At 63.2% G+C, this 17596-nt stretch carries 17 protein-coding genes; 8 read left to right on the top strand and 9 right to left on the bottom strand.

Annotated elements, in window-relative coordinates; genetic code table 11:
* Nucleotides 1-47 precede the first annotated feature (47 nt).
* A complete protein-coding gene (locus JOH52_RS23075; RefSeq protein WP_014530855.1) occupies nt 48-1865 on the bottom strand; it encodes a thiamine pyrophosphate-dependent enzyme in 1818 nt (605 codons plus the stop codon).
* A gap of 144 nt (nt 1866-2009) precedes the next feature.
* On the opposite strand from JOH52_RS23075, the gene JOH52_RS23070 reads away from it, so the two are divergent.
* Nucleotides 2010-3662, top strand: coding sequence for a phospholipase D-like domain-containing protein (locus tag JOH52_RS23070; protein ID WP_164822014.1), 1653 nt, complete (start codon nt 2010-2012; stop codon nt 3660-3662).
* Here JOH52_RS23070 and JOH52_RS23065 read toward each other — a convergent pair.
* A complete protein-coding gene (locus tag JOH52_RS23065) occupies nt 3557-4498 on the bottom strand; it encodes a putative bifunctional lysylphosphatidylglycerol flippase/synthetase (protein WP_014530857.1) in 942 nt (313 codons plus the stop codon). The two genes, JOH52_RS23070 and JOH52_RS23065, sit on opposite strands and share 106 nt — an antisense overlap.
* Before the next feature lie 10 nt (nt 4499-4508).
* On the opposite strand from JOH52_RS23065, the gene JOH52_RS23060 reads away from it, so the two are divergent.
* The gene (locus JOH52_RS23060; protein WP_017273699.1) at nt 4509-5306 is read left to right on the top strand and encodes an endonuclease/exonuclease/phosphatase family protein; all 798 of its coding nucleotides are present in this window, start codon (nt 4509-4511) and stop codon (nt 5304-5306) included.
* 73 nt (nt 5307-5379) lie between these two features.
* On the opposite strand, the gene JOH52_RS23055 is transcribed toward JOH52_RS23060, so the two are convergent.
* Nucleotides 5380-5886, bottom strand: a complete 507-nt coding sequence (locus JOH52_RS23055; protein ID WP_010975011.1) for a ferritin-like domain-containing protein — start codon at nt 5884-5886, stop codon at nt 5380-5382.
* A 175-nt stretch (nt 5887-6061) separates the two neighbouring features.
* Between JOH52_RS23055 and JOH52_RS35960 the strand changes: the two genes are divergently transcribed.
* Both JOH52_RS35960 and JOH52_RS23050 read left to right on the top strand, forming a co-directional pair.
* Nucleotides 6062-6193: a hypothetical protein gene (locus JOH52_RS35960; protein ID WP_014527637.1), complete on the top strand. Its 132-nt coding sequence runs from the start codon at nt 6062-6064 to the stop codon at nt 6191-6193.
* 3 nt (nt 6194-6196) lie between these two features.
* Nucleotides 6197-6520, top strand: coding sequence for a hypothetical protein (locus tag JOH52_RS23050; protein ID WP_003532141.1), 324 nt, complete (start codon nt 6197-6199; stop codon nt 6518-6520).
* Nucleotides 6521-6538: 18 nt separating this feature from the next.
* On the opposite strand, the gene JOH52_RS23045 is transcribed toward JOH52_RS23050, so the two are convergent.
* From JOH52_RS23045 to JOH52_RS23035, 3 genes are all read right to left on the bottom strand, one after another.
* Nucleotides 6539-8515 carry a protein-L-isoaspartate(D-aspartate) O-methyltransferase gene (locus JOH52_RS23045; RefSeq protein WP_107010484.1) on the bottom strand — a complete coding sequence of 659 codons (1977 nt, stop codon included), beginning with the start codon at nt 8513-8515 and terminating at the stop codon, nt 6539-6541.
* 154 nt (nt 8516-8669) lie between these two features.
* Nucleotides 8670-9275, bottom strand: a complete 606-nt coding sequence (locus JOH52_RS23040; protein WP_014530860.1) for a general stress protein — start codon at nt 9273-9275, stop codon at nt 8670-8672.
* Between the two features lie 22 nt (nt 9276-9297).
* Entirely contained in the window at nt 9298-9600 is a 303-nt protein-coding gene (locus JOH52_RS23035; protein WP_010975007.1) for a PepSY domain-containing protein, read from the bottom strand.
* Nucleotides 9601-9795: 195 nt separating this feature from the next.
* Here JOH52_RS23035 and JOH52_RS23030 point away from each other — a divergent pair, with 195 nt between their 5' ends.
* A complete protein-coding gene (locus tag JOH52_RS23030; protein WP_010975006.1) occupies nt 9796-9942 on the top strand; it encodes a hypothetical protein in 147 nt (48 codons plus the stop codon).
* A 51-nt stretch (nt 9943-9993) separates the two neighbouring features.
* Nucleotides 9994-10167 carry a DUF1328 domain-containing protein gene (locus JOH52_RS23025; protein WP_010975005.1) on the top strand — a complete coding sequence of 58 codons (174 nt, stop codon included), beginning with the start codon at nt 9994-9996 and terminating at the stop codon, nt 10165-10167.
* A 124-nt stretch (nt 10168-10291) separates the two neighbouring features.
* On the opposite strand, the gene JOH52_RS23020 is transcribed toward JOH52_RS23025, so the two are convergent.
* On the bottom strand, nt 10292-10531 hold the full coding sequence (locus tag JOH52_RS23020; protein ID WP_003532132.1) for a hypothetical protein: 240 nt from the start codon (nt 10529-10531) through the stop codon (nt 10292-10294).
* Between the two features lie 207 nt (nt 10532-10738).
* Here JOH52_RS23020 and JOH52_RS23015 point away from each other — a divergent pair, with 207 nt between their 5' ends.
* Nucleotides 10739-11641, top strand: coding sequence for a hypothetical protein (locus tag JOH52_RS23015; protein ID WP_013850191.1), 903 nt, complete (start codon nt 10739-10741; stop codon nt 11639-11641).
* Nucleotides 11638-12348 (top strand): metallophosphoesterase family protein, encoded by a 711-nt coding sequence (locus JOH52_RS23010; protein ID WP_010975003.1) that lies wholly within the window; start codon nt 11638-11640, stop codon nt 12346-12348. Before JOH52_RS23015 ends, JOH52_RS23010 begins: the two co-directional genes overlap by 4 nt.
* A gap of 19 nt (nt 12349-12367) precedes the next feature.
* On the opposite strand, the gene JOH52_RS23005 is transcribed toward JOH52_RS23010, so the two are convergent.
* Nucleotides 12368-13537, bottom strand: coding sequence for a zinc-dependent alcohol dehydrogenase (locus tag JOH52_RS23005; protein WP_014530861.1), 1170 nt, complete (start codon nt 13535-13537; stop codon nt 12368-12370).
* Nucleotides 13538-13651: 114 nt separating this feature from the next.
* On the bottom strand, nt 13652-16870 hold the full coding sequence (locus JOH52_RS23000; RefSeq protein WP_014530862.1) for a beta strand repeat-containing protein: 3219 nt from the start codon (nt 16868-16870) through the stop codon (nt 13652-13654).
* Between the last annotated feature and the right edge of the window lie 726 nt (nt 16871-17596).

Below are 17596 nucleotides of genomic sequence, written 5' to 3'. Positions count from 1 at the left end.
TTCGAACCGAAGAAGGCATGCTTTGTTCCCGTCGGCGGGAATGCGCTCTACGGAATTCCCGGCAATTCGCCGGTGTTCTCGTCCGGCGCCGCCTCATGCGGCGGCTGCGGCTCCTCGTCGGTTACCTTCCTGCCGACGGAGGAATTCCTGAGGATTTCCTCGATCTTCTCGTGCCCCGGCGTTTCCGGAAGCGCGGCACGGAAGTTCCGGGCGTAGTCCGCCGGCATTTTCGGCGGCATCAGCGGCTCGTAGCGGTCGACCAGCGCCTGGATGACCACCGGCCCATCCACGGCGAAGGCCTGATCCATGATCCCGTCCAGTTCGCCGAAGGACCGGACGGTGAAGCCCCGGCCGCCCATGGCCTCCGCCGCGGCGGCGAAATCGATCGGCGGCAATTCGCAGGCGAATTGCGGATTGCCGAGAAACATCATCTGCTCCCAGGCGATCTGGTTCAGCATGTCGTTTCGGATCACCAGGAGCTTCAAAGGAAGCCGGTATCCGACGGCTGTCGCAAATTCGCCGAGCTGCATCGCGAAGCCGCCGTCGCCGACGACCGCATAGACCGGGCGGTCCGGCATCGCGATGCCCGCCGCGATAGCATAGGGCAGGCCCGAGGCCATCGAGGCGAGGGCGCCGGAGACCGCGAACATGTGGTCCGCACCGAGATCGAGATGACGGGCCGCAAGCTCGGTGTTCTGTCCGGAGTCGGTGACGACGATACCCTTCTTCGCGATGCGCCGGCCGAAAGCCGCGACCGCCGCCTGCGGTTTCAGGGGAGAACTCCTGTCGCCTTCCATCGCCCGCAGCTCCCGGCGCCAGTTTCGCGTCTGCTCTTGCGCCCGCTCGAGGAACGACCTGTCCTGCTTGCGTTTGAGCCGCTTGTTGAGCATGCGGAGGGTCTCGCCTGCCTCGCCGACCAGCCCGACCTCGACGGGGTAGCGCAGACCGATGCGCTGCGGGTCATGGTCGATCTGGATTCCGGCTGCCGTGTTCGGCCTGGGATAATATTCGATATAGGGGAAGGTCGAGCCGATGATGAGCAGCGTGTCGCATTGCTGCATGATCTCCTGCGACGGCGCGGTGCCGAGTATGCCGATGCCGCCGGTGGTCAGCGGGTCGTCGTCGGGCAGCACCGCCTTGCCGAGAAGAGCCTTCGCCACCGGCGCGCCCAGCAGTTCCGCCGTCTCGCGCAGAGCCTCCTTCGCCTCGAGTGCGCCGCGCCCCGCAAGAATTGCCACCTTCCTGCCCGCATTCAGGAGATCCGCCGCTCTCGAAAGATCGCTTTCGAGGGGCACGAGCTTGCCGGCGAAATACCGGCTTGGCATGTGCCCCGGCCGGTTGCGGCGGGACCGCCCGCCATCTGCCATCCGCTCCTGCACGTCGTTGGCGATCGAAAGATGCGCCACGCCGCGCTTGGAGAGCGCCGACCGGCAGGCAAGGTTTGCGAGGTTTTCCATGTGGGCTGCGTCGTTCACCTGCGCGTTGTAGACGGCGACGTTTTCGAAGACGCGGGTGAGATCGACGTCCTGCTGTGAGAACGTCTCGATCAGGTCGTGATACTGCATGCCGGTGATCGCGAGCACCGGCATCTGGTCCAGCTTCGCATCGTAGAGGCCGGTCAGCAGATTTGTGCCGCCCGGGCCCGATGTGGCGAGGCAGACGCCAAGTCTGCCGGTGAATTTGGCATAGGCGCATGCCATGAAGGCGGCCGATTGCTCGTGGCGCACGGAAACGAACCGGATGCGATCCTGCCGCCTCCTGAGCGCCTCCATGATGCCGTTGATGCCGTCTCCGGGCAGGCCGAAGACGACATCGACCTTCCATTCGATAAGCGTGTCGATGAGGATGTCGGAAGTGTTCGGCATATTTGCCCCTCCTCCGGTCAGCGTATGGGTGATTGGCGGGTTCGATTGAAGGCTCGGAACCTTCTAATCTCGTCCTGCCGGGAAATGTTCCGCCATGGCAAAGCTCCGCCGACCTGGTCGCCGCGAAGGCTTTGTTCGGCAACAATGCTGCTCCTGGAACAAATCACGGTTGAAAGGGATTCATTTCCAGTCGCCACGTACGGGATAGGAAGCTTGGACTGGAAAAGCGCGTTCACCGGAAATCCGGCCGGCCGATGGCGTCGGACAAGCCGGCCGATAATCAAGGAGGCGGAGAATGTCTGGCGCAGCGCGCCCGCACGGCATCTGTCCTTCCTGGTGGACGCAGCCGCCTATTATGCTTGTCTCGATAGTACGTTCGATCAGGCGGAAGAGCAGATCTGGATCACCGGATGGGACTTCGATCCGCGCATCAAGCTCAGACCGGACTGCCCCCAGGCGGAATCGCTCGGCAGCAGGCTCGAGCGCCTCGCTGCGCAAAAGCCGAAACTGAAGATCCGCATTCTCGTCTGGGCGATGGGACCGATCTACTCGGGAAAGTCGCTCAGGCTCTTTCGCAGGCAGCAATGGGCGGCCCATCCGCAGATCGAACTTCGCTTCGCGAGCCACCGGGCGCTGCGCGGATCGCATCACCAGAAGCTCGTCTGCATCGACGACAGCATCGCCTTTGCCGGGGGCATCGATCTGACGGCGCGCCGCTGGGACACGCCGGAGCACGCGGCCGAGAACGAGTTGCGGCGCGATCCGGACGGAAAACCCTATGATCCGGTGCATGACATCCAGGTGGCGCTCGAAGGCGAGGCGAGCCGCGCCATCGGCGATCTCTGCAGATCCCGCTGGAAAGCCTCTACGGGCGAGGAAATCGAGGCGCCGCCCGCGAGGGCGCTTGCATGGCCGAACGGCACGGTGCCGGTGCTCGAGGATTGCCCGGTCGCAATCGCCCGCACGGAGCCGGGCTCCGGCAAAAGGCGCGGCCGGCAGGAGGCACTGCGGCTGACTCTCGATGCCTTGCGCAGTGCGCAAAGTCACATCTACATCGAAAACCAGTATTTCGCATCGGGAAGAATTGGGCAGTTGCTCTGCGACCGGCTGCAGGAGCCGGACGGCCCGGAAGTGGTGGTCATCACTACCCGCAGCTCGCATGGGCTGTTGGAACGCATCGTCATGGGAGGAAACCGCGACCGTCTCGTTCGGCGGCTCAAGCGGGCCGACCGATACGGCAGGCTCAGGGTCGCCTACCCGGTCGTTCCCGCCGCCGACGGATCCGAGCAGGAGGTGATTATCCATTCCAAGGTGGTCGCGATCGACGATCGTTTTTTCCGCGTCGGCTCGTCGAACTTCAACCACCGCTCGGCAAGCCTCGACACCGAATGCGACGTCGCCGTAGAAGCCGCCAACGAAGGACAGCGCGCCGCCATTGCCAGAGTCCGCAACGGCCTGATCGCAGAACATCTCGACATCGAAGCGGACGCCGTTGAAAAGGCACTGAGGGAAACGAACTCGCTCGTCGCCGCCTTGGACAGGTTGAACACGCGCCGGCGCGGCATACGCGCCTTCGACGGAATCGATGACGACGGCGCGACCAGTCTCGTCTGGGGCACGGAGATCGTCGATCCGCAAAGGCCGATCCGACCCTTTTATCGCACGCACAAGCTCGTGAGGCGCTGGATCGGTCAGCTCTTCGCCTTGCTCACCAGGTTTTTTTCCTCATCCCGACGGGCGACGAACTCAGCGACCGAAAGCGAGATCAAGCCGAGCGGCAGCGGCAGGAAGAAATAGATCGCCCGAAAGGCGATCAGAGCGCCCAGGCTCGCCGAACTGCCAAGCAGAAATGCGATTGTCGCCTCGAGTACGCCGATTCCGCCGGGGACATGGCTGACGATCGCGGTCACGCCGGCCCCGACATAGGCCATGGCCGTGTCGATGAAACTCACCTCCTCGAAGGCGCTGAGCAGCTGATGCAACGCTGCGCTGACGCAGAGGAAGTTGGCGACTCCGACGACGACCTGCAAGGCGGCAATCCCCACCGAGGGCATTTCGAAAGTCCAGCGAAAGATGCGAACCGAGCCCCGCAGAAAATAAGCGAGCAGGACGTAACCGGCCGCGGCCGCTATGCAGGCAGTGCCGAGCAGGAAAGCGCCGGTCGTGGAAAATCCGGTAAGCCGCGCGGCGCCCGAAGGCACGATCAGAAAACAAAGCCCGGCCAATGCGACAAGGCCGAGGCCGACGGTGACGCCGCAGAACAGAATGACCTTCGCCACCTCTTCGGCGCTCAACCCCCAGCGCGAGTAGAACCGGTAGCGGACGGCACCGCTGCTCAAGGCCGCGCCGCCGACATTGTGGCCGATCGAAAGGCTGGTGAAGGAGGCGATGGCGATTTGCGGATAGGCGAGCTTCCGCCCGACATAGCGGATAGCGAGGGTGTCGAAGAGGGTCAGGCAGAAATAGGAAAGAAAGACGAAACCGATGCCCACAAAGAGATTCCGGGCCGGAATCCGCATGATCGAACCAGCGATTTCATGAAAGCTATGTTGGCTGAGGGTGCGATAGATCAACCAGCCCGCCACGCAGATACCGGCAGCGATGAACAGTCTCGCTAGAATTTTTCTGGACATCGGCCCTCCCTTGCGCACCCACCGGAACGAAAAGCAGGTGCTGCGTGTTCCGAAGGCGATGCGACAGCGGATACGGTTCCTCACCTACAACGTTCACAGCTGCTTCGGCACCGACCGCAGGCTCGATCCCGCGCGTATCGCCGCGGTCATCGCCGAATGCCAGCCCGACGTCATCGCATTGCAGGAAGTCGACGTTGGCCGCGCCCGCACCGGCGGAATAGACCAGGCCCATATGATCGCCACGCATCTCAACATGGAAGCCGAGTTCCATCCGGCTCTCCACCTGGAGGACGAGAAATACGGAGACGCCGTTCTGACGGCCTTGCCTATGCGGCTGATCAAGGCAGCACCCCTCCCCTCGTCCGGCGAGCCGCGGGGCGCGCTCTGGGTGGAGATCGACGTCGCCGGAGTCAAGCTTCAGGTGATCGTGACGCATCTCGGATTGCGCGGCGCCGAGCGCCTGCGCCAGGCGACCGCCCTTCTAGGCCCCGGCTGGCTCGGAGGAATGGCCCAGGGAGACGCTCACGTGGTCCTGGCAGGCGATCTCAACGCCACGGGGCGTTCGACCGCCTACAGGCTCCTGGCCCGACAGCTCAGCGACGCGCAACTGCTGACCGGCGCCAAGCCTCGGCCGACCTTTCCATCGCGATTGCCGCTGCTGCGCATCGATCACGTGCTGATCGGCAAAGGCATAGAAGTGGCTTCCTGCAGGGTGCACGGCAGCACCCTGGCGCGAAGCGCTTCGGATCATCTTCCGCTGCTTGCCGAACTGGACGTCGTGATGCGGGACAAGCAGGAACCGTCCTGAGAACCACAGCGCCGCGCATCTTGTCGGAGGCGCGGCGCTTTCGGCAGGTCCCGCAGGTCCGGCTGAAGCCGCTTCAGTGCTTGGCCGTCACGTCCCGCTGGTCTCGCTCCAGGAATTTTCGCGTGATCTCACCGGCGTTCTGAGCCAGCCACTCCGCCATCGCGATTTCCTGCTGCAGGATGCTCTCGCAGACCCGCTTTGTCTCCTGATCGCCCGCCTGTTCGGCTGCGGCGATGAGAATCCTGTAGCTGGCGATTTCCATATGCTCGAATGTATAGCTGGCCAGCGTGCCCTTGACGACTTCGTCACTGACGAAGAGGCCGCTCAGGCCTTGCCCGAAGGCAACGATCTTGCCGCTGATATCCTTGATGCTCGAGGTTCCGCCGTCGAGCCGTTCGAGGCAGCGCTCAAGCATGGCCGCCTGGTCCTTCGTCTCCTGCAGGTGGCGGTCGATCCTGGTCTTGAGTTCGGGATAGTTTTCCAGCCGGCTCGACTGGCTGGTGAGCATCGTGATCGCCTGCTCTTCCATCGCATGTGCATCCCTGAGCCAAGCCACAAGGTGTTCGTTCGCAGTAGCCATCGGATATTCCTTTCTTTTCGCGCGTCCTCCAACCGGCGGCTTCCCGAAATGTTCCTGCAGAACGGCGCGTGGTCGCGTCACCTGCGTGCTTCGGAACAATTCGACGCCTGGGTGATTGGAGACCGGAAAACCGCAGGTTTCGCGGTTCGGTCTCGACAATCGTCGGAAGGTTCACATGTCCAAGGTCCTGGCTGCAGCAGTGATCGTCGTCCTGGTGGTGATTGCGGCGCTCTGGATGATGTTTCCTCTCGACCAGTCGGCCGAATCGGGGCAACCGCCGCCGCATGCGATCGACCAGTCGGAGTAGCACATGCAGGAAGAGCTCAAGATATACCGTCTGTCGCCGCTCGCCGAGCCTGACGATCCGAACTGGCAGAATGCCAGCTACCAGGGCGAGGTCGTGGTGGCGGCAAGATCGAGCGGCGATGCCCGCATCGTCGCGAGCGAGGCGGAACTCGATTTCCTCGAGATCGACGCCAAGCCGGCGGAAGGGGTGACGACCGACATGGCCAGTGCATTTCGCAGCGAGAAGCTCTACACCGTGGTCGAGGAGGGGCCGGCCCCGGACGGCACGGAACGCGGCGTGCTCCGCGGCGAGGTGAGCGTCGACAACATCATCTCGACGCAGCTTTAACTCAAGGATTCACGAGCCTCAGAGGCCGAACGGGAACGTGTCCGGCACGCCCGCCTTTATGTGTTGCGCGCCGAGCGGTTCGACCGGCGTCGTCTGATCGAACCAGACGAAGGCGTCGAACTGCCGGGGCAGCGAAGCGTGGGCATAATGGCTGAAGCGTTCCGTGTCCGGCCGGTAGATCACCCCGATGAAGCGCTCGAGCAACGGCTTGAGGAGACCGTCGCGCAGACGCGCGTGGCGCGCGAAGTCGATGAGGAAGCACCCTACCCCTGAGTCGTGCATCACGCGCTCGTAGCTTCCTTCGAGCGACGGCCGGATCGGCTTCACCTCCATATCGCCGTCCCAATCGCTTGCGGCAGCCACATGGCCGCCATGCGTGCCGAAGCCGATCAGCGCTGCCTGATCGCCAAACCGCTCGCGGCAGAGCTGACCGATGTTCAACTCCTCGCGGGCCGTGCCCATATCGGTATGGCGGGCATCGCCGATATGGGAATTGTGCGCCCACACGACCGCCTTCGAGCGAGCGCCGCGTGCATTCAACAGATGCTCGAGCGTTTCGAACATATGGGTGTCGCGCATGTTCCAGGAGTCGGCCCCGGCATAATACATGATGCGGTAGTACCGCTCGGCCGAGGCGACGAGGCGCGCGTTCTGCACCGCGTCGAGAAGCTCGTCGCCGCTGTCGCGCCCGGCTTCGAGCTGCTTCTCCAGGAGTTCGCGGCATTGCCTGACGACGGCCTCTTCGCATTTGCGGAAGCCCGCGGTCATGGCCGCACGGCCATAGGTCGACGGCTCGTTCTGCCAGGGGGTCAGGCAACCGTAGCGCTCGCGGGCGACCGCGGCGGCCTCGGGGTCGGTCTCATCGAGATACCGGAGAACCGAGGAAATGGAGCCGCGCATATTATAGATGTCGAGACCGTAGAAGCCGGCCCGGTCAGGCAAGCTCCTGCGGCCGTTATGTTCGCGCATCCACTCGACGAAATCCATCACTTCGCGGTTGCGCCACATCCAGGTCGGGAACCGCTGGAACGGCGCGTCGAGGCGAATGCCTTGCCTTCGATGTCGGACATAGCGGTCAACTGCCGCCGCATCCGGCCAATCCGCCTCGACCGCCACGATCGTGAACCCGTGTTCCTCGATCAGGCGGCGCGTGATGGCTGCGCGGGCGCGGTAGAATTCCGACGTGCCGTGGCTCGCCTCTCCGAGCAGCACGATCCGCCGCCCGGCAAAGCGATCGAAAAGCAGCCCGAATGCAGGATCGCCGAGATCGGGCAGCGGCTCGGCCGCCTCTGCAACCAACTCGGGCAGCGTGGGCGCAGGTCTGAGCCTTGCCCGGGACTGAGCCCGCTCCTCATGCCAGCCGTATTCGCCGACGAGCGGCACGAACCTGACCCCGCCGAGGTCCTGCTCCTCGAATGTCGTGGCGTTGACCCGCGTGACCTTCATCAGGCGCTGCTCCTCAGGGGGGCCGACGGGTATGACGAGATGGCCGCCGAGGTCGAGCTGCTCCTTCAGCGCATGCGGTATCTCGGGACCTCCGGCGGCGACCAGTATGGCGTCGAAGGGTCCTGCCTCGGGCCAGCCGGCCGTGCCGTCGCCGACACGCACATCGATATTCCCGTAACGGAGCTCGGCAAATCGTCTCTCGGCAACCTCGGCGAGGCCGGCATGGCGCTCGATCGTATAGACATATGCCGCGATCCGGCTGAGCACCGCCGCCGCGTAACCGGATCCGGTCCCGATCTCGAGCACCGTATCGCCCGGCTGGACTTCGGCGCGTTCGATCATCAGCGCCACAATATAGGGCTGCGAGATGGTCTGGCCATGGCTGATCGAAAGGGCCGAATCTTCATAGGCGAATTCCTCGAAGCCGGGATCGACGAATGCCTCCCGCGGGACGACCCCCATCGCCTCCACGACATGTCTGTCCCTTATCCCCCGTCGCGAGAGATGCGACGTGATCATCCGTTCGCGGGCACGGGAAAAATCAATCATGGCGGAAGCCTTCCTTGCGTCTCGTCGCAACCGCCGCGCCAGATCGTTTCATTGTCTCGCCAAGGGGCGCAGTGATCTGGCTCCTTCGGCGGCCGGGTTGCTTTTGCGGACCCGAACGGCAGTGTTCAGCCGTGCCGCGGCAGCGGCACCTGCGCTACAGCGCCGGGCGGCTGAGGCGTTCGCGTTCGCGTTCGATCTCGTCGAGGCTATAGGGACTGGAGGCGGTGTCGAACCGGGTCCAGCCATCCTCCGTATAGGCGCGGCGCCGGACCGATATGTCGACGGCGTCGCGATTTCTCAAAATCCCGTCCGCCTGTGCGACCAGGTGCTCCTCGGTCCTGACCACCACCAGCGTGCCGCCTCGGCGCACGCCCTCGGCGTAAAGATGCGCATCCTCCTCCTCGATCCCGGAATCGGTGAGTGATCCGATGATGCCGGCGGCCGCACCTCCGGCGAGAGCGCCGGCCGCCGCGCCTGCGGCGGTCGACGCCAGCCACCCAGCCGCGACCACGGGTCCGACCCCAGGTATGGCCATTAGGCCCAGGCCGGTCAAAAGCCCCAGCGTGCCGCCGCCCACGGCGCCCAGACCGGCACCTGCTCCGGCACCGCTTGCTGCAGCGGAGCCGTCGCCCGAATAGCGGCCGCCCGCATTGTTGGCGACGATGCTTATATTTTCGGAAGGAAAGCCTGCCGCTTCGAGATCGCTTACGGCGCCTCGGGCTTCGCCGTAATCGTCAAACAGCCCTGCCACGGTTCTCATTGTCTTCTTCCTTTGTTTGACGTTAAAGCGCGACTACGTTGCCCTGAAAATCGAGAGTGACGGAAACGGATTTGCCGTCCTTCATCGCGGTTGCCCGCCAGATACCCTTGTCGTCGAGCTTCAGCTCCTTGACGTCCGTGTAGCCCGCCTCCTGCATCCGTTCCCGTGCCTGGTCTTCGGTGAAGCTGTTCTTGCCGGGGACAGGCGCCGTCGGGTTCTGCCTGTCGGGAGTGGCGATGGCCGGGGTGTTGCCGGCCGTCTGCGCGAAGGCCGGCGCTGCCGCAGCGCTCAACAGCACCGCAACGCCGAAGACGATGTTCTTCATGGCCTTTCCTCTCTCGGGAGCCTCATTCGGCCAACCAAACCGTCCGGGCCAGATTTGGTTCCCCCGGCAGTCGCTGGAACAATGGAAGGAAAGCGGACCGGCGCCGCCGGCTCCAAGCCCGGACGGAACTTTATCGCCCTTCCCCGGTTGCATCCGCTCTGCTGCCGGTTTCGGTACAGCGCTGGAGGATGCGAGATGGCTACGAACGTAAAGGACGGCAAGACCGCCAAGAGCTCGAAAGGGACGCATGGCGGGAATCGTGCAGGCGATCAGGCGAAGAAGGACGACGTCAAGAAAAGCAGCCAGGCGGCCGGGAAGGATCCGAACCGGGGCAGCCGCTGAACGGCTGCGCCACGACGACCGCAACGCAGGAACTGAACGGAAGGAGTGACTATGCTGAAGTGGGCACTAATTTTCTTCGTTATTTCACTGATAGCCGGGTTCCTCGGGTTCTCCGGCGTCTCGGCCGCGACGGCGGGGATCGCGAAAATACTCTTCTACATTGCGGTTATTATCTTCCTCGTTTTCCTCGTATTGGCACTGGCCGTCGGAGGTGCCGTGACCTAAAGCACTTCCAGGAAAGGTGTTCGACGGTTTTCCGTCCGGGAGTGCGTAGTCTCAAAATATAAAAGCGTTTCACTGCTTCAATGAAACAGCGAAACGCCTTTGGGTGAACGCGACACTGCTCCGGTCAGTGCAAGCTCTTGGAGTGACTGCGCAGGAGTGATCTCGCCTCCATCGCCGAACTCGGCCGCATGGCTGCAACATATTGCTCGGTCAACTCCAACATGGCGAGCGCGATTTCCTGCCATGACCAGCCCGCTTCCTCGGCCAGGGCCGTAAGGACCAGGAACTCGTCCTCCATTGCGCGCTGACATTCAAGCTCCCGGCTGTTTTGCTGGGTGTGGATCGTGGGGCTGATGACAGGCATATGCTCCTCCCTCAGCGGCGCATCAATAGACGCGCGCAGTCGCTGTAGCGCTTTGATTTTCCTAATGATTCTGCCCTTCGCTTCCGCTCCGGGCGCTCATGCGATAGCTGCCAGACAAACGCCATGACGTGGCCAGCGGTTCCATCACGTTCGCGCCTTGGTGCATCCCAGCTAAGTAGCGGACGCAAAGTGCGGGGACTTGAGGGGATGCAATCCCCCACCTCGGGGCAAGCGGAACTTCCGAAAGACTGGCGTGTTGTCAGGGAAGTCTCGTTCATTTGGATGACCAGCATGACGTCAATCCCCCCGCGCTCCCCTTCGGAACACCCGTCCGAGCCGCTCGCGCTGCCGCGTCTCGTCGACGAGGAGGCCGAAGCATTCGTTGCCGAGGCGATTGCCGAACTGGGCCGGTCGCAAATTCCGTTCCTGATCGCGGGCACCTTCGCCGTCAGCGCCCATACCGGCATTTCGAGGCCGACGAAAGATCTCGACGTCTTCTGCAAGCCGGGCGATTACACCCGCATCCTCAATCATTTCAAGGCGCTCGGATACGCAGTCGAAATCGAGGACGATCGATGGCTGGGCAAGGTCTTCAAGGGGAAATCCTTCTTCGACGTCATCTTCTCCTCGCCGAACGGAACCATGATGGTCACCGACGCCTGGTTCGCCAATGCTCTGTTGACAGAGATCGGTGCCTCCACCTGTGCAATCGTCGCGCCGACGGAACTCGTCTGGTCCAAGGCCTTCATCCAGCTTCGCCACCGCTACGACGGCGCCGACGTCGCGCACCTGATCCTGAAGGCACATGACCGAATCGATTGGGCAAGATTGCTCGGATACATGGAAGCGCACTGGGAGGTCCTGCTCATCCACCTGCTGAACTTCCGATGGATCTATCCCTCCGAGCGCGACAAGGTCCCCCTCTGGCTGATGGACGAGCTCTTGAGCAGGCTCGCGGCGCAGAGAGATCTTCCACTGCCCCTGACGAAGATCTGTCGCGGCCGGATGTACTCGCGTCCCGACTACGAAATCGATGTGAAGGAATGGGGTTTCGCCGATGTCGGCGGCGACTCCGACATCAGCGCAGAAACTGAGGATACGGAGTCATGAGCAAGTTGAAGGTGGCCGCCGTGGCGGACCTGCATGTAAAGGAGGACCGATCGGTCTCCTATACCGACCTCTTCGCGGAAATCTCGCGCGCCGCGGACGTGCTCGTGATCGCCGGCGACCTGACGGATCTCGGCAAGCCTGCGGAGGCGGAGCTTCTCGCCGCCGATCTGAAGTCCTGCACGATACCGGTCGTCGCCGTGCTCGGAAACCATGATCATCAATGCGATGCCGTGGAGGAGGTTTCGTCGATCCTCGTCAGGGCGGGTGTGCATCTTCTCGACGGTCAGAGCGTCGAAATTTCGGGCGTCGGCTTCTGCGGAACCAAGGGTTTCATCGGCGGCTTCGGCCGGCATATGCTGGGCGCCTTCGGCGAAGCGGCGATAAAGACCATGGTCAAGACAAGCGTCGACGAAGCCATGCGGCTGGAAAACGCCTTGAGGGCTACCAGGGCGGAGCGCGCGCTCGTCGTTCTGCATTACGCGCCGATTCCTGAAACCGTTGCCGGAGAACCGAAGGAAATCTATCCGTTTCTCGGGTCGTCGCGGCTCGCGGAGACGATCGACCGCTTCAAGGTGAGCGCCGTCGTTCACGGCCATGCACACCAGGGCGCCTATCAGGGGCGGACGCCCGGCGGCGCCCCCGTCTTCAACGTCGCCGCCCATGTGGAGAAACCGACGGGCAGGCCCTACGCCATACTCGAGCTCTGAACTTGGCTTCTTTCGGTAGTCAGGGCCTCAGGACGACCTTGATGCAGCCGTCCTTTCTTTCCGCGAAAGTCTTGTAGAGTTCGGGGCCGTCGTCGAGCCCGCCGCGGTGGGTCACCACGAAGGACGGATCGATCTCGCCCTTCCGGATGCGGTCCAGGAGCGAAGGCAAATAGCGCTGAACGGGGGTCTGGGCCATCCGGAGCGTCAGGCCGCGGTTGATCGCCGAACCGAGCGGTACCTTGTCGAGATAGCCGCCATAGACACCGACGACGGAAACCGTGCCGAAATTCCTGCAGCAATGGATTGCCTGCCGCAACACATGCGGCCGGTCCGTTCCCATGAAGGTAGCCACCTTCACGCGGTCGACGAGCGAATCCAGGCTCGCCCGGCTGTCGGCCTCCGTGCCCACGGCGTCGATGCAGGCGTCTGCGCCCCGGCCGTGGGTGATCTCCATGACGCGGTCGTAGACATCCTCAGCCATGTAGTCGAGTGTCATGGCGCCGGCGGACTCGGCAAGCCTCAGGCGCTCCGCGATCGTATCGATGGCGATGACCCGTTCGGCGCCGAGCAGGAATGCCGAGCGGATCGCCATCTGTCCGACTGGGCCGCAGCCCCAGACCGCAATCGTCTGCCCGGGTTCGATGTTGCAGAACTCCGCCGCCATGTAGCCCGTGGGGAAAATATCGGAGAGGAAGAGCGCCTGCTCATCCGTGAGTTCGTCGGGAATTTTGATCGGCCCAACATCGGCGTGCGGCACGCGCAAATACTCCGCCTGTCCGCCGCTATAGCCGCCGAGGAGATGGGAGTAGCCAAAGAGGCCCGCCGGCGAATTGCCCCAGAGCTTCGCCGCCTTTTCCCGGTCGGGATTGGTTCGCTCGCAGGCGGAATAGAAGCCTTTCCGGCAGAAGAAGCACTCGCCGCAGGCGATGGTAAACGGAACGACCACCCGGTCGCCGACCTCCAGTCCCCTGGCGCCCTTGCCGACCTCCACGACCTCGCCCATGGTCTCATGGCCGAGAATGTCGCCATTCTCCATGGATGGAATGAGGCCGTGAAAAATATGAACGTCCGATCCGCAAATCGCACAGGCGGTGACCTTGATGACGGCGTCGCGGTCATCTTCGATCTTCGGATCGGGCACGCTCTCGCACCGGATATCGCCTTTGCCGTGCCATGTCAGGGCTTTCACGTCGGAGCTCCTTGTTGATCGCTGCAAGAAAAAGAAAAGGACGGGGCGCGCTGCTCGTCCTTTCACGTTCCTCCAAACACGGAGCCTGGGCAGGTGTTCCCTGTAGCCGGGCGATCACACGACGAGCACGAAATCTCCCGCGGTCAGGCTCGGATGCGTCGAAAACACCGCGAACTGCACGGCCGTGTGACCGGAAAGGCTACCGTCGGCGTCGTAGTAGAGCGCACCGCTCGTCGTGTCGTAGATGATCTTCTGGTTCGCGTTCTGCGCCGCCGTGGCATCGGCCGCCGCGTAGAACTGCGTCACCGCCAGCGTCCCTCCACTCAGCGTGGTGAAGACGCTCTTCGAGAGGAAGAGCCTGTCTCCGGCGGTAAAATCCAGAACCGTGTCGACATTCGTGGAACCGAGAGCGAAGTCGAACTGGAAAATGTCCGCACCCGCACCACCGAAGAGGATGTCGCTTCCGCCGCCGCCCGAAAGGAGGTTCGCGTTCGCGTCGCCGCTCAGGCTGTCGTTGCCGGTCCCGCCCCAGATGTTCTCGACGTTGCGGATCGTGTCCTCGGCCGCGCCCCCGACCGTGACGGTCGTATAGGTGGCGCCGTCGAGTGTAACGGAGACCGATGCGGTCTTGTCTCGGTAGCTCGCCGTATCGGAGGCCGCCCCGCCGTCGAGAATGTCCGCTCCGCCGCCGCCCGTGAGGAGGTCCTTGCCGTCATTGCCGTTGAGGGTGTTGGCGAGGCCGTCGCCCGTGAGCGTATCGTTGCCCTTGCCGCCGAACACATTCTCGATATTGCGGATGGTGTCTTCGACGACGCCGCCGACGAAGACGAAGCTGTCGCTGGCTCCCGAGAGCGCCACCTCGACGGACCCCGTCTTCTCCCGGTAATCGGCAGTGTCCACGCCTGCGCCGCCGTCTATGAAATCGGCGCCGAGAGCTCCCCGGAACATATTGCTCGCGGTGTCACCGACAAGCGTGTCGGCACCGGACCCCGAGAGTATGTTTTCCACACCGCGGATGGTGTCTTCGGCTGTGCCGCCGACGAGAACGGCCGCGCTCGCCGTGCCGTTCAGCGTGACCGAAATCGCATCGGTTTTCTCCAGGTAGTCCGCGGTGTCGACGCCATTGCCGCCGTCCAGCACGTCTTTGCCGAGACCCCCTCTCAGCGTGTCGGCGCCGTCGTTGCCGACCAGGACGTTGGCCAGACCGTCTCCGGTGAGCATGTCGCCGGCGGAACCGCCGGAGATGTTCTCAAAATTGCGGATCGTATCCTCGATTACGCCGCCCACCTTGACGGTCACGGGGGTGGCCCCATCGAGAGTAACGGCAACGGACTTGGTTTTGTCGCGATAATCGACCGTGTCCACACCGGCGCCACCATCCAGACTGTCGGCGCCCGCACCGCCGCGGATCGTATTGCTGTTGCCGTCGCCGGTCAGCACGTCAGCGCCGATGCCGCCGAAGATGCTTTCGATGTTGCGCACCGTATCCTCGGCCAGCCCACCGACCGTCGCGATCGCGTTCGCCGCACCCGCCAGCGCCAGAACGACGGCTGCCGTCTTTTCGCTGAAGTCGGCGGTATCGGTCCCGGCACCGCCGTCGATGACGTCCTGCCCGCCGTCTCCCTTGAGAATGTCGCTACCGCTGCCGCCCAGGAGAATGTTCGCCTGTGCGTCGCCGGTGATCACATCCGCGAAGGCGCTGCCGGTGACATTTTCGATGTTGCGCAGCGTATCTTCCGCAGCACTGCCAACGATCACCTTCGCATCGTTGGCACCGTTGAGCATCACCGCGATGCCCTTGGCGGAGGCAGAATAGTCGGCCATGTCGGTGCCGGCACCGCCGTCCAGCACGTTCTGGAACCCATCGCCGGCAAGCACGTCGTTGCCCGAGCCGCCGATGATGTTCTCGATGTTGCGCAGAGAATCCTCGGCCATACCGTCGACGAAGGCGGTGGTCGGGTTTGCGCCGGCCAGGGTCACTACCACCGAAACCGTCTTGTCGCCGTAGTCCGCCGTGTCGCTGCCGTCACCTCCGTCCAGCACGTCGGCGCCGAGGCCGCCGCGGAAGGTATTCGCCGCGGCGTCACCGGTAAACTGGTCGTTGCCGGATCCGCCGGTGATGTTCTCGATGTTGCGAACCGTATCCTCGGCCGTTCCGCCGACGGCCGCAATGGCGTCGACTGCACCGTTCAGGGCAAGCACGACGGATTGGACCTTGTCGCTGAAGTCTGCGGTGTCACTGCCGCCGCCGCCGTCCAGCACGTCGGCACCCAGGCCGCCTCGAAACGCATTTGCAGCCGCATCGCCGATGATCGTGTCGCCGCCCGAGCCGCCCACGATGTTCTCGATCTTCGCGATCAGATCCTCGGCAATGCCGCCGACCGTTACGGTAACGGGATTGCCGCCGTTCAGCGCCACGGCGATCGCCGCCGCCTTGTCGCTGTAGTCGGCGGTGTCGCTGTCTTCGCCGCCGTCAAGGGTGTCTGCGCCGCCTCCTCCCTTGAGCCAGTCGTTACCGCGCGCACCCGAGAGCTTGTTTGCCGCCGCATCGCCGCTGAGCGTGTCGTCCGCCGTCCCGCCGACGATGTTCTCGACATTGCGGATCGTGTCCTCGGCGACGCCGCCGACGAAGACCGTAGCCGCATTCGCGCCGCTGAGCTGTACGACGACTGAAGATGTCTTTTCGCGGAGATCGAAGGTATCGATCCCGGTGCCGCCGTCGGCCGTGTCGTTGCCGGCGCCGCCGGACAGCAAGTCGTCATCGGCGCCGCCATTGAGAATGTCGTTTCCTGCTTCGCCGCGCAGGATATTGCTTCGGTCGTCGCCGGTCAGGATGTCATTGCCCGACCCGCCATAGACGTTTTCGAAGTTGCTGATTGTGTCCTCGGCGATACCGTTCACGAAGACGGTGGCGGGTGTCGCCCCCATCAGGGTGACCACGACGGAAGTCGTCTTGTCGGCATAGTCGGCGGTATCGTTCCCGGCGCCGCCGTCGAGGACGTCGTTTCCGCCGCCGCCTCGGAATAGGTTGTTCTGCGCGTCGCCCGTAATAGTGTCGTTTCCGGAGCCCCCGTAAACGTTCTCGACGTTGCTGAGAGTGTCGTCGGCCACGCCATTGACGAAGACCGTCGCGGCGGTCGCACCCGTTAACGTGACTACGACGGAAGTCGTCTTTTCGCTATAGTCGACCGTGTCGACGCCCGCGCCGCCGTTGATCACGTCGGCGCCTCCAAGTCCCTGAATGAAATCGTCACCGCCGAACCCGCTAATCACGTCGTCTAGATCAGTGCCTATGAGGACATTGTTTCCGGCTGTGCCGTTGATGACTGCCATGGGAATTCCTCCCTAAAATCTCCCCGGCGGAGCGACCAGGATGTTGCTCCAACGCTTAGAGGATTGCTGACGTAAAAGAGCCGAGCATTGGTGATGTTGCGCGCTCCCCTGAGTGCGCGAGGCTCGCGCGGTCATTCATTTGGTACCGGCGCGGGATGAGAGATATGTGCGGCTTGTCGCGCGGTTCCCGCTCAATTCAATATAGATTTCGTGCTGAGCTTGGGGTGTCGACTCGAAACATCGTGATTTCGACAATTCCTTTTCTACGCAAGACAATCTCGCGGATACTGGCACCGCAGGCGCGTGTTGGAAATATAGCAAATGATATAGTGCAGGTGGGACGCGGCGCCGATCGGGCGCTCTGCGGCAGCGAGCAGTCGTCAGGCGCGTCGATGTTTCGGACGCCGGCAGCGAACTGTCGCCACCACCGCTCTTGCCCTGGAGACGAGCATATAGGGTTCACTATATTTCGGCCTACATGCTTTGGTGCGACGATGCGTTCGTGAAGGGTTGCAACTTCACGGACGACAAAGCCGAACAACGACGCGTCCTCAGTAAACCGTCGCCTTTTATAGGAAAGGGGCCACCTATGCTTACACATAGGAGAATTGTTTCCGTATGCGCACTGGGAGTATCCTTCCTGCTGGTGCTTCCGCTTGTATCGATTACTGTATTCGACGGATCTTCCGACAAGGCCTTCGCGGACAGCCGCGATGTCGGCCACAA

The organism is Sinorhizobium meliloti (assembly GCF_017876815.1).
Lineage (GTDB): Bacteria > Pseudomonadota > Alphaproteobacteria > Rhizobiales > Rhizobiaceae > Sinorhizobium > Sinorhizobium meliloti.
The sequence above is the reverse complement of the archived record's forward strand: the minus strand, read 5'-3'. Positions and strand labels throughout refer to the sequence as shown.

Excerpts from the sequence above, each read along its gene's own strand:
- JOH52_RS23015 (WP_013850191.1), top strand. The coding sequence starts at position 10,739 with ATGCAATCCCCCACCTCGGGGCAAGCGGAACTTCCGAAAGACTGGCGT.
- JOH52_RS23070 (WP_164822014.1), top strand. The coding sequence starts at position 2,010 with ATGCTGCTCCTGGAACAAATCACGGTTGAAAGGGATTCATTTCCAGTC.
- JOH52_RS23075 (WP_014530855.1), bottom strand. The coding sequence starts at position 1,865 with ATGCCGAACACTTCCGACATCCTCATCGACACGCTTATCGAATGGAAG.
- JOH52_RS23045 (WP_107010484.1), bottom strand. The coding sequence starts at position 8,515 with ATGATTGATTTTTCCCGTGCCCGCGAACGGATGATCACGTCGCATCTC.
- JOH52_RS35960 (WP_014527637.1), top strand. The coding sequence starts at position 6,062 with ATGTCCAAGGTCCTGGCTGCAGCAGTGATCGTCGTCCTGGTGGTGATT.
- JOH52_RS23000 (WP_014530862.1), bottom strand. The coding sequence starts at position 16,870 with ATGGCAGTCATCAACGGCACAGCCGGAAACAATGTCCTCATAGGCACT.
- JOH52_RS23035 (WP_010975007.1), bottom strand. The coding sequence starts at position 9,600 with ATGAAGAACATCGTCTTCGGCGTTGCGGTGCTGTTGAGCGCTGCGGCA.
- JOH52_RS23010 (WP_010975003.1), top strand. The coding sequence starts at position 11,638 with ATGAGCAAGTTGAAGGTGGCCGCCGTGGCGGACCTGCATGTAAAGGAG.
- JOH52_RS23020 (WP_003532132.1), bottom strand. The coding sequence starts at position 10,531 with ATGCCTGTCATCAGCCCCACGATCCACACCCAGCAAAACAGCCGGGAG.
- JOH52_RS23050 (WP_003532141.1), top strand. The coding sequence starts at position 6,197 with ATGCAGGAAGAGCTCAAGATATACCGTCTGTCGCCGCTCGCCGAGCCT.
- JOH52_RS23065 (WP_014530857.1), bottom strand. The coding sequence starts at position 4,498 with ATGTCCAGAAAAATTCTAGCGAGACTGTTCATCGCTGCCGGTATCTGC.
- JOH52_RS23025 (WP_010975005.1), top strand. The coding sequence starts at position 9,994 with ATGCTGAAGTGGGCACTAATTTTCTTCGTTATTTCACTGATAGCCGGG.
- JOH52_RS23040 (WP_014530860.1), bottom strand. The coding sequence starts at position 9,275 with ATGAGAACCGTGGCAGGGCTGTTTGACGATTACGGCGAAGCCCGAGGC.
- JOH52_RS23030 (WP_010975006.1), top strand. The coding sequence starts at position 9,796 with ATGGCTACGAACGTAAAGGACGGCAAGACCGCCAAGAGCTCGAAAGGG.
- JOH52_RS23055 (WP_010975011.1), bottom strand. The coding sequence starts at position 5,886 with ATGGCTACTGCGAACGAACACCTTGTGGCTTGGCTCAGGGATGCACAT.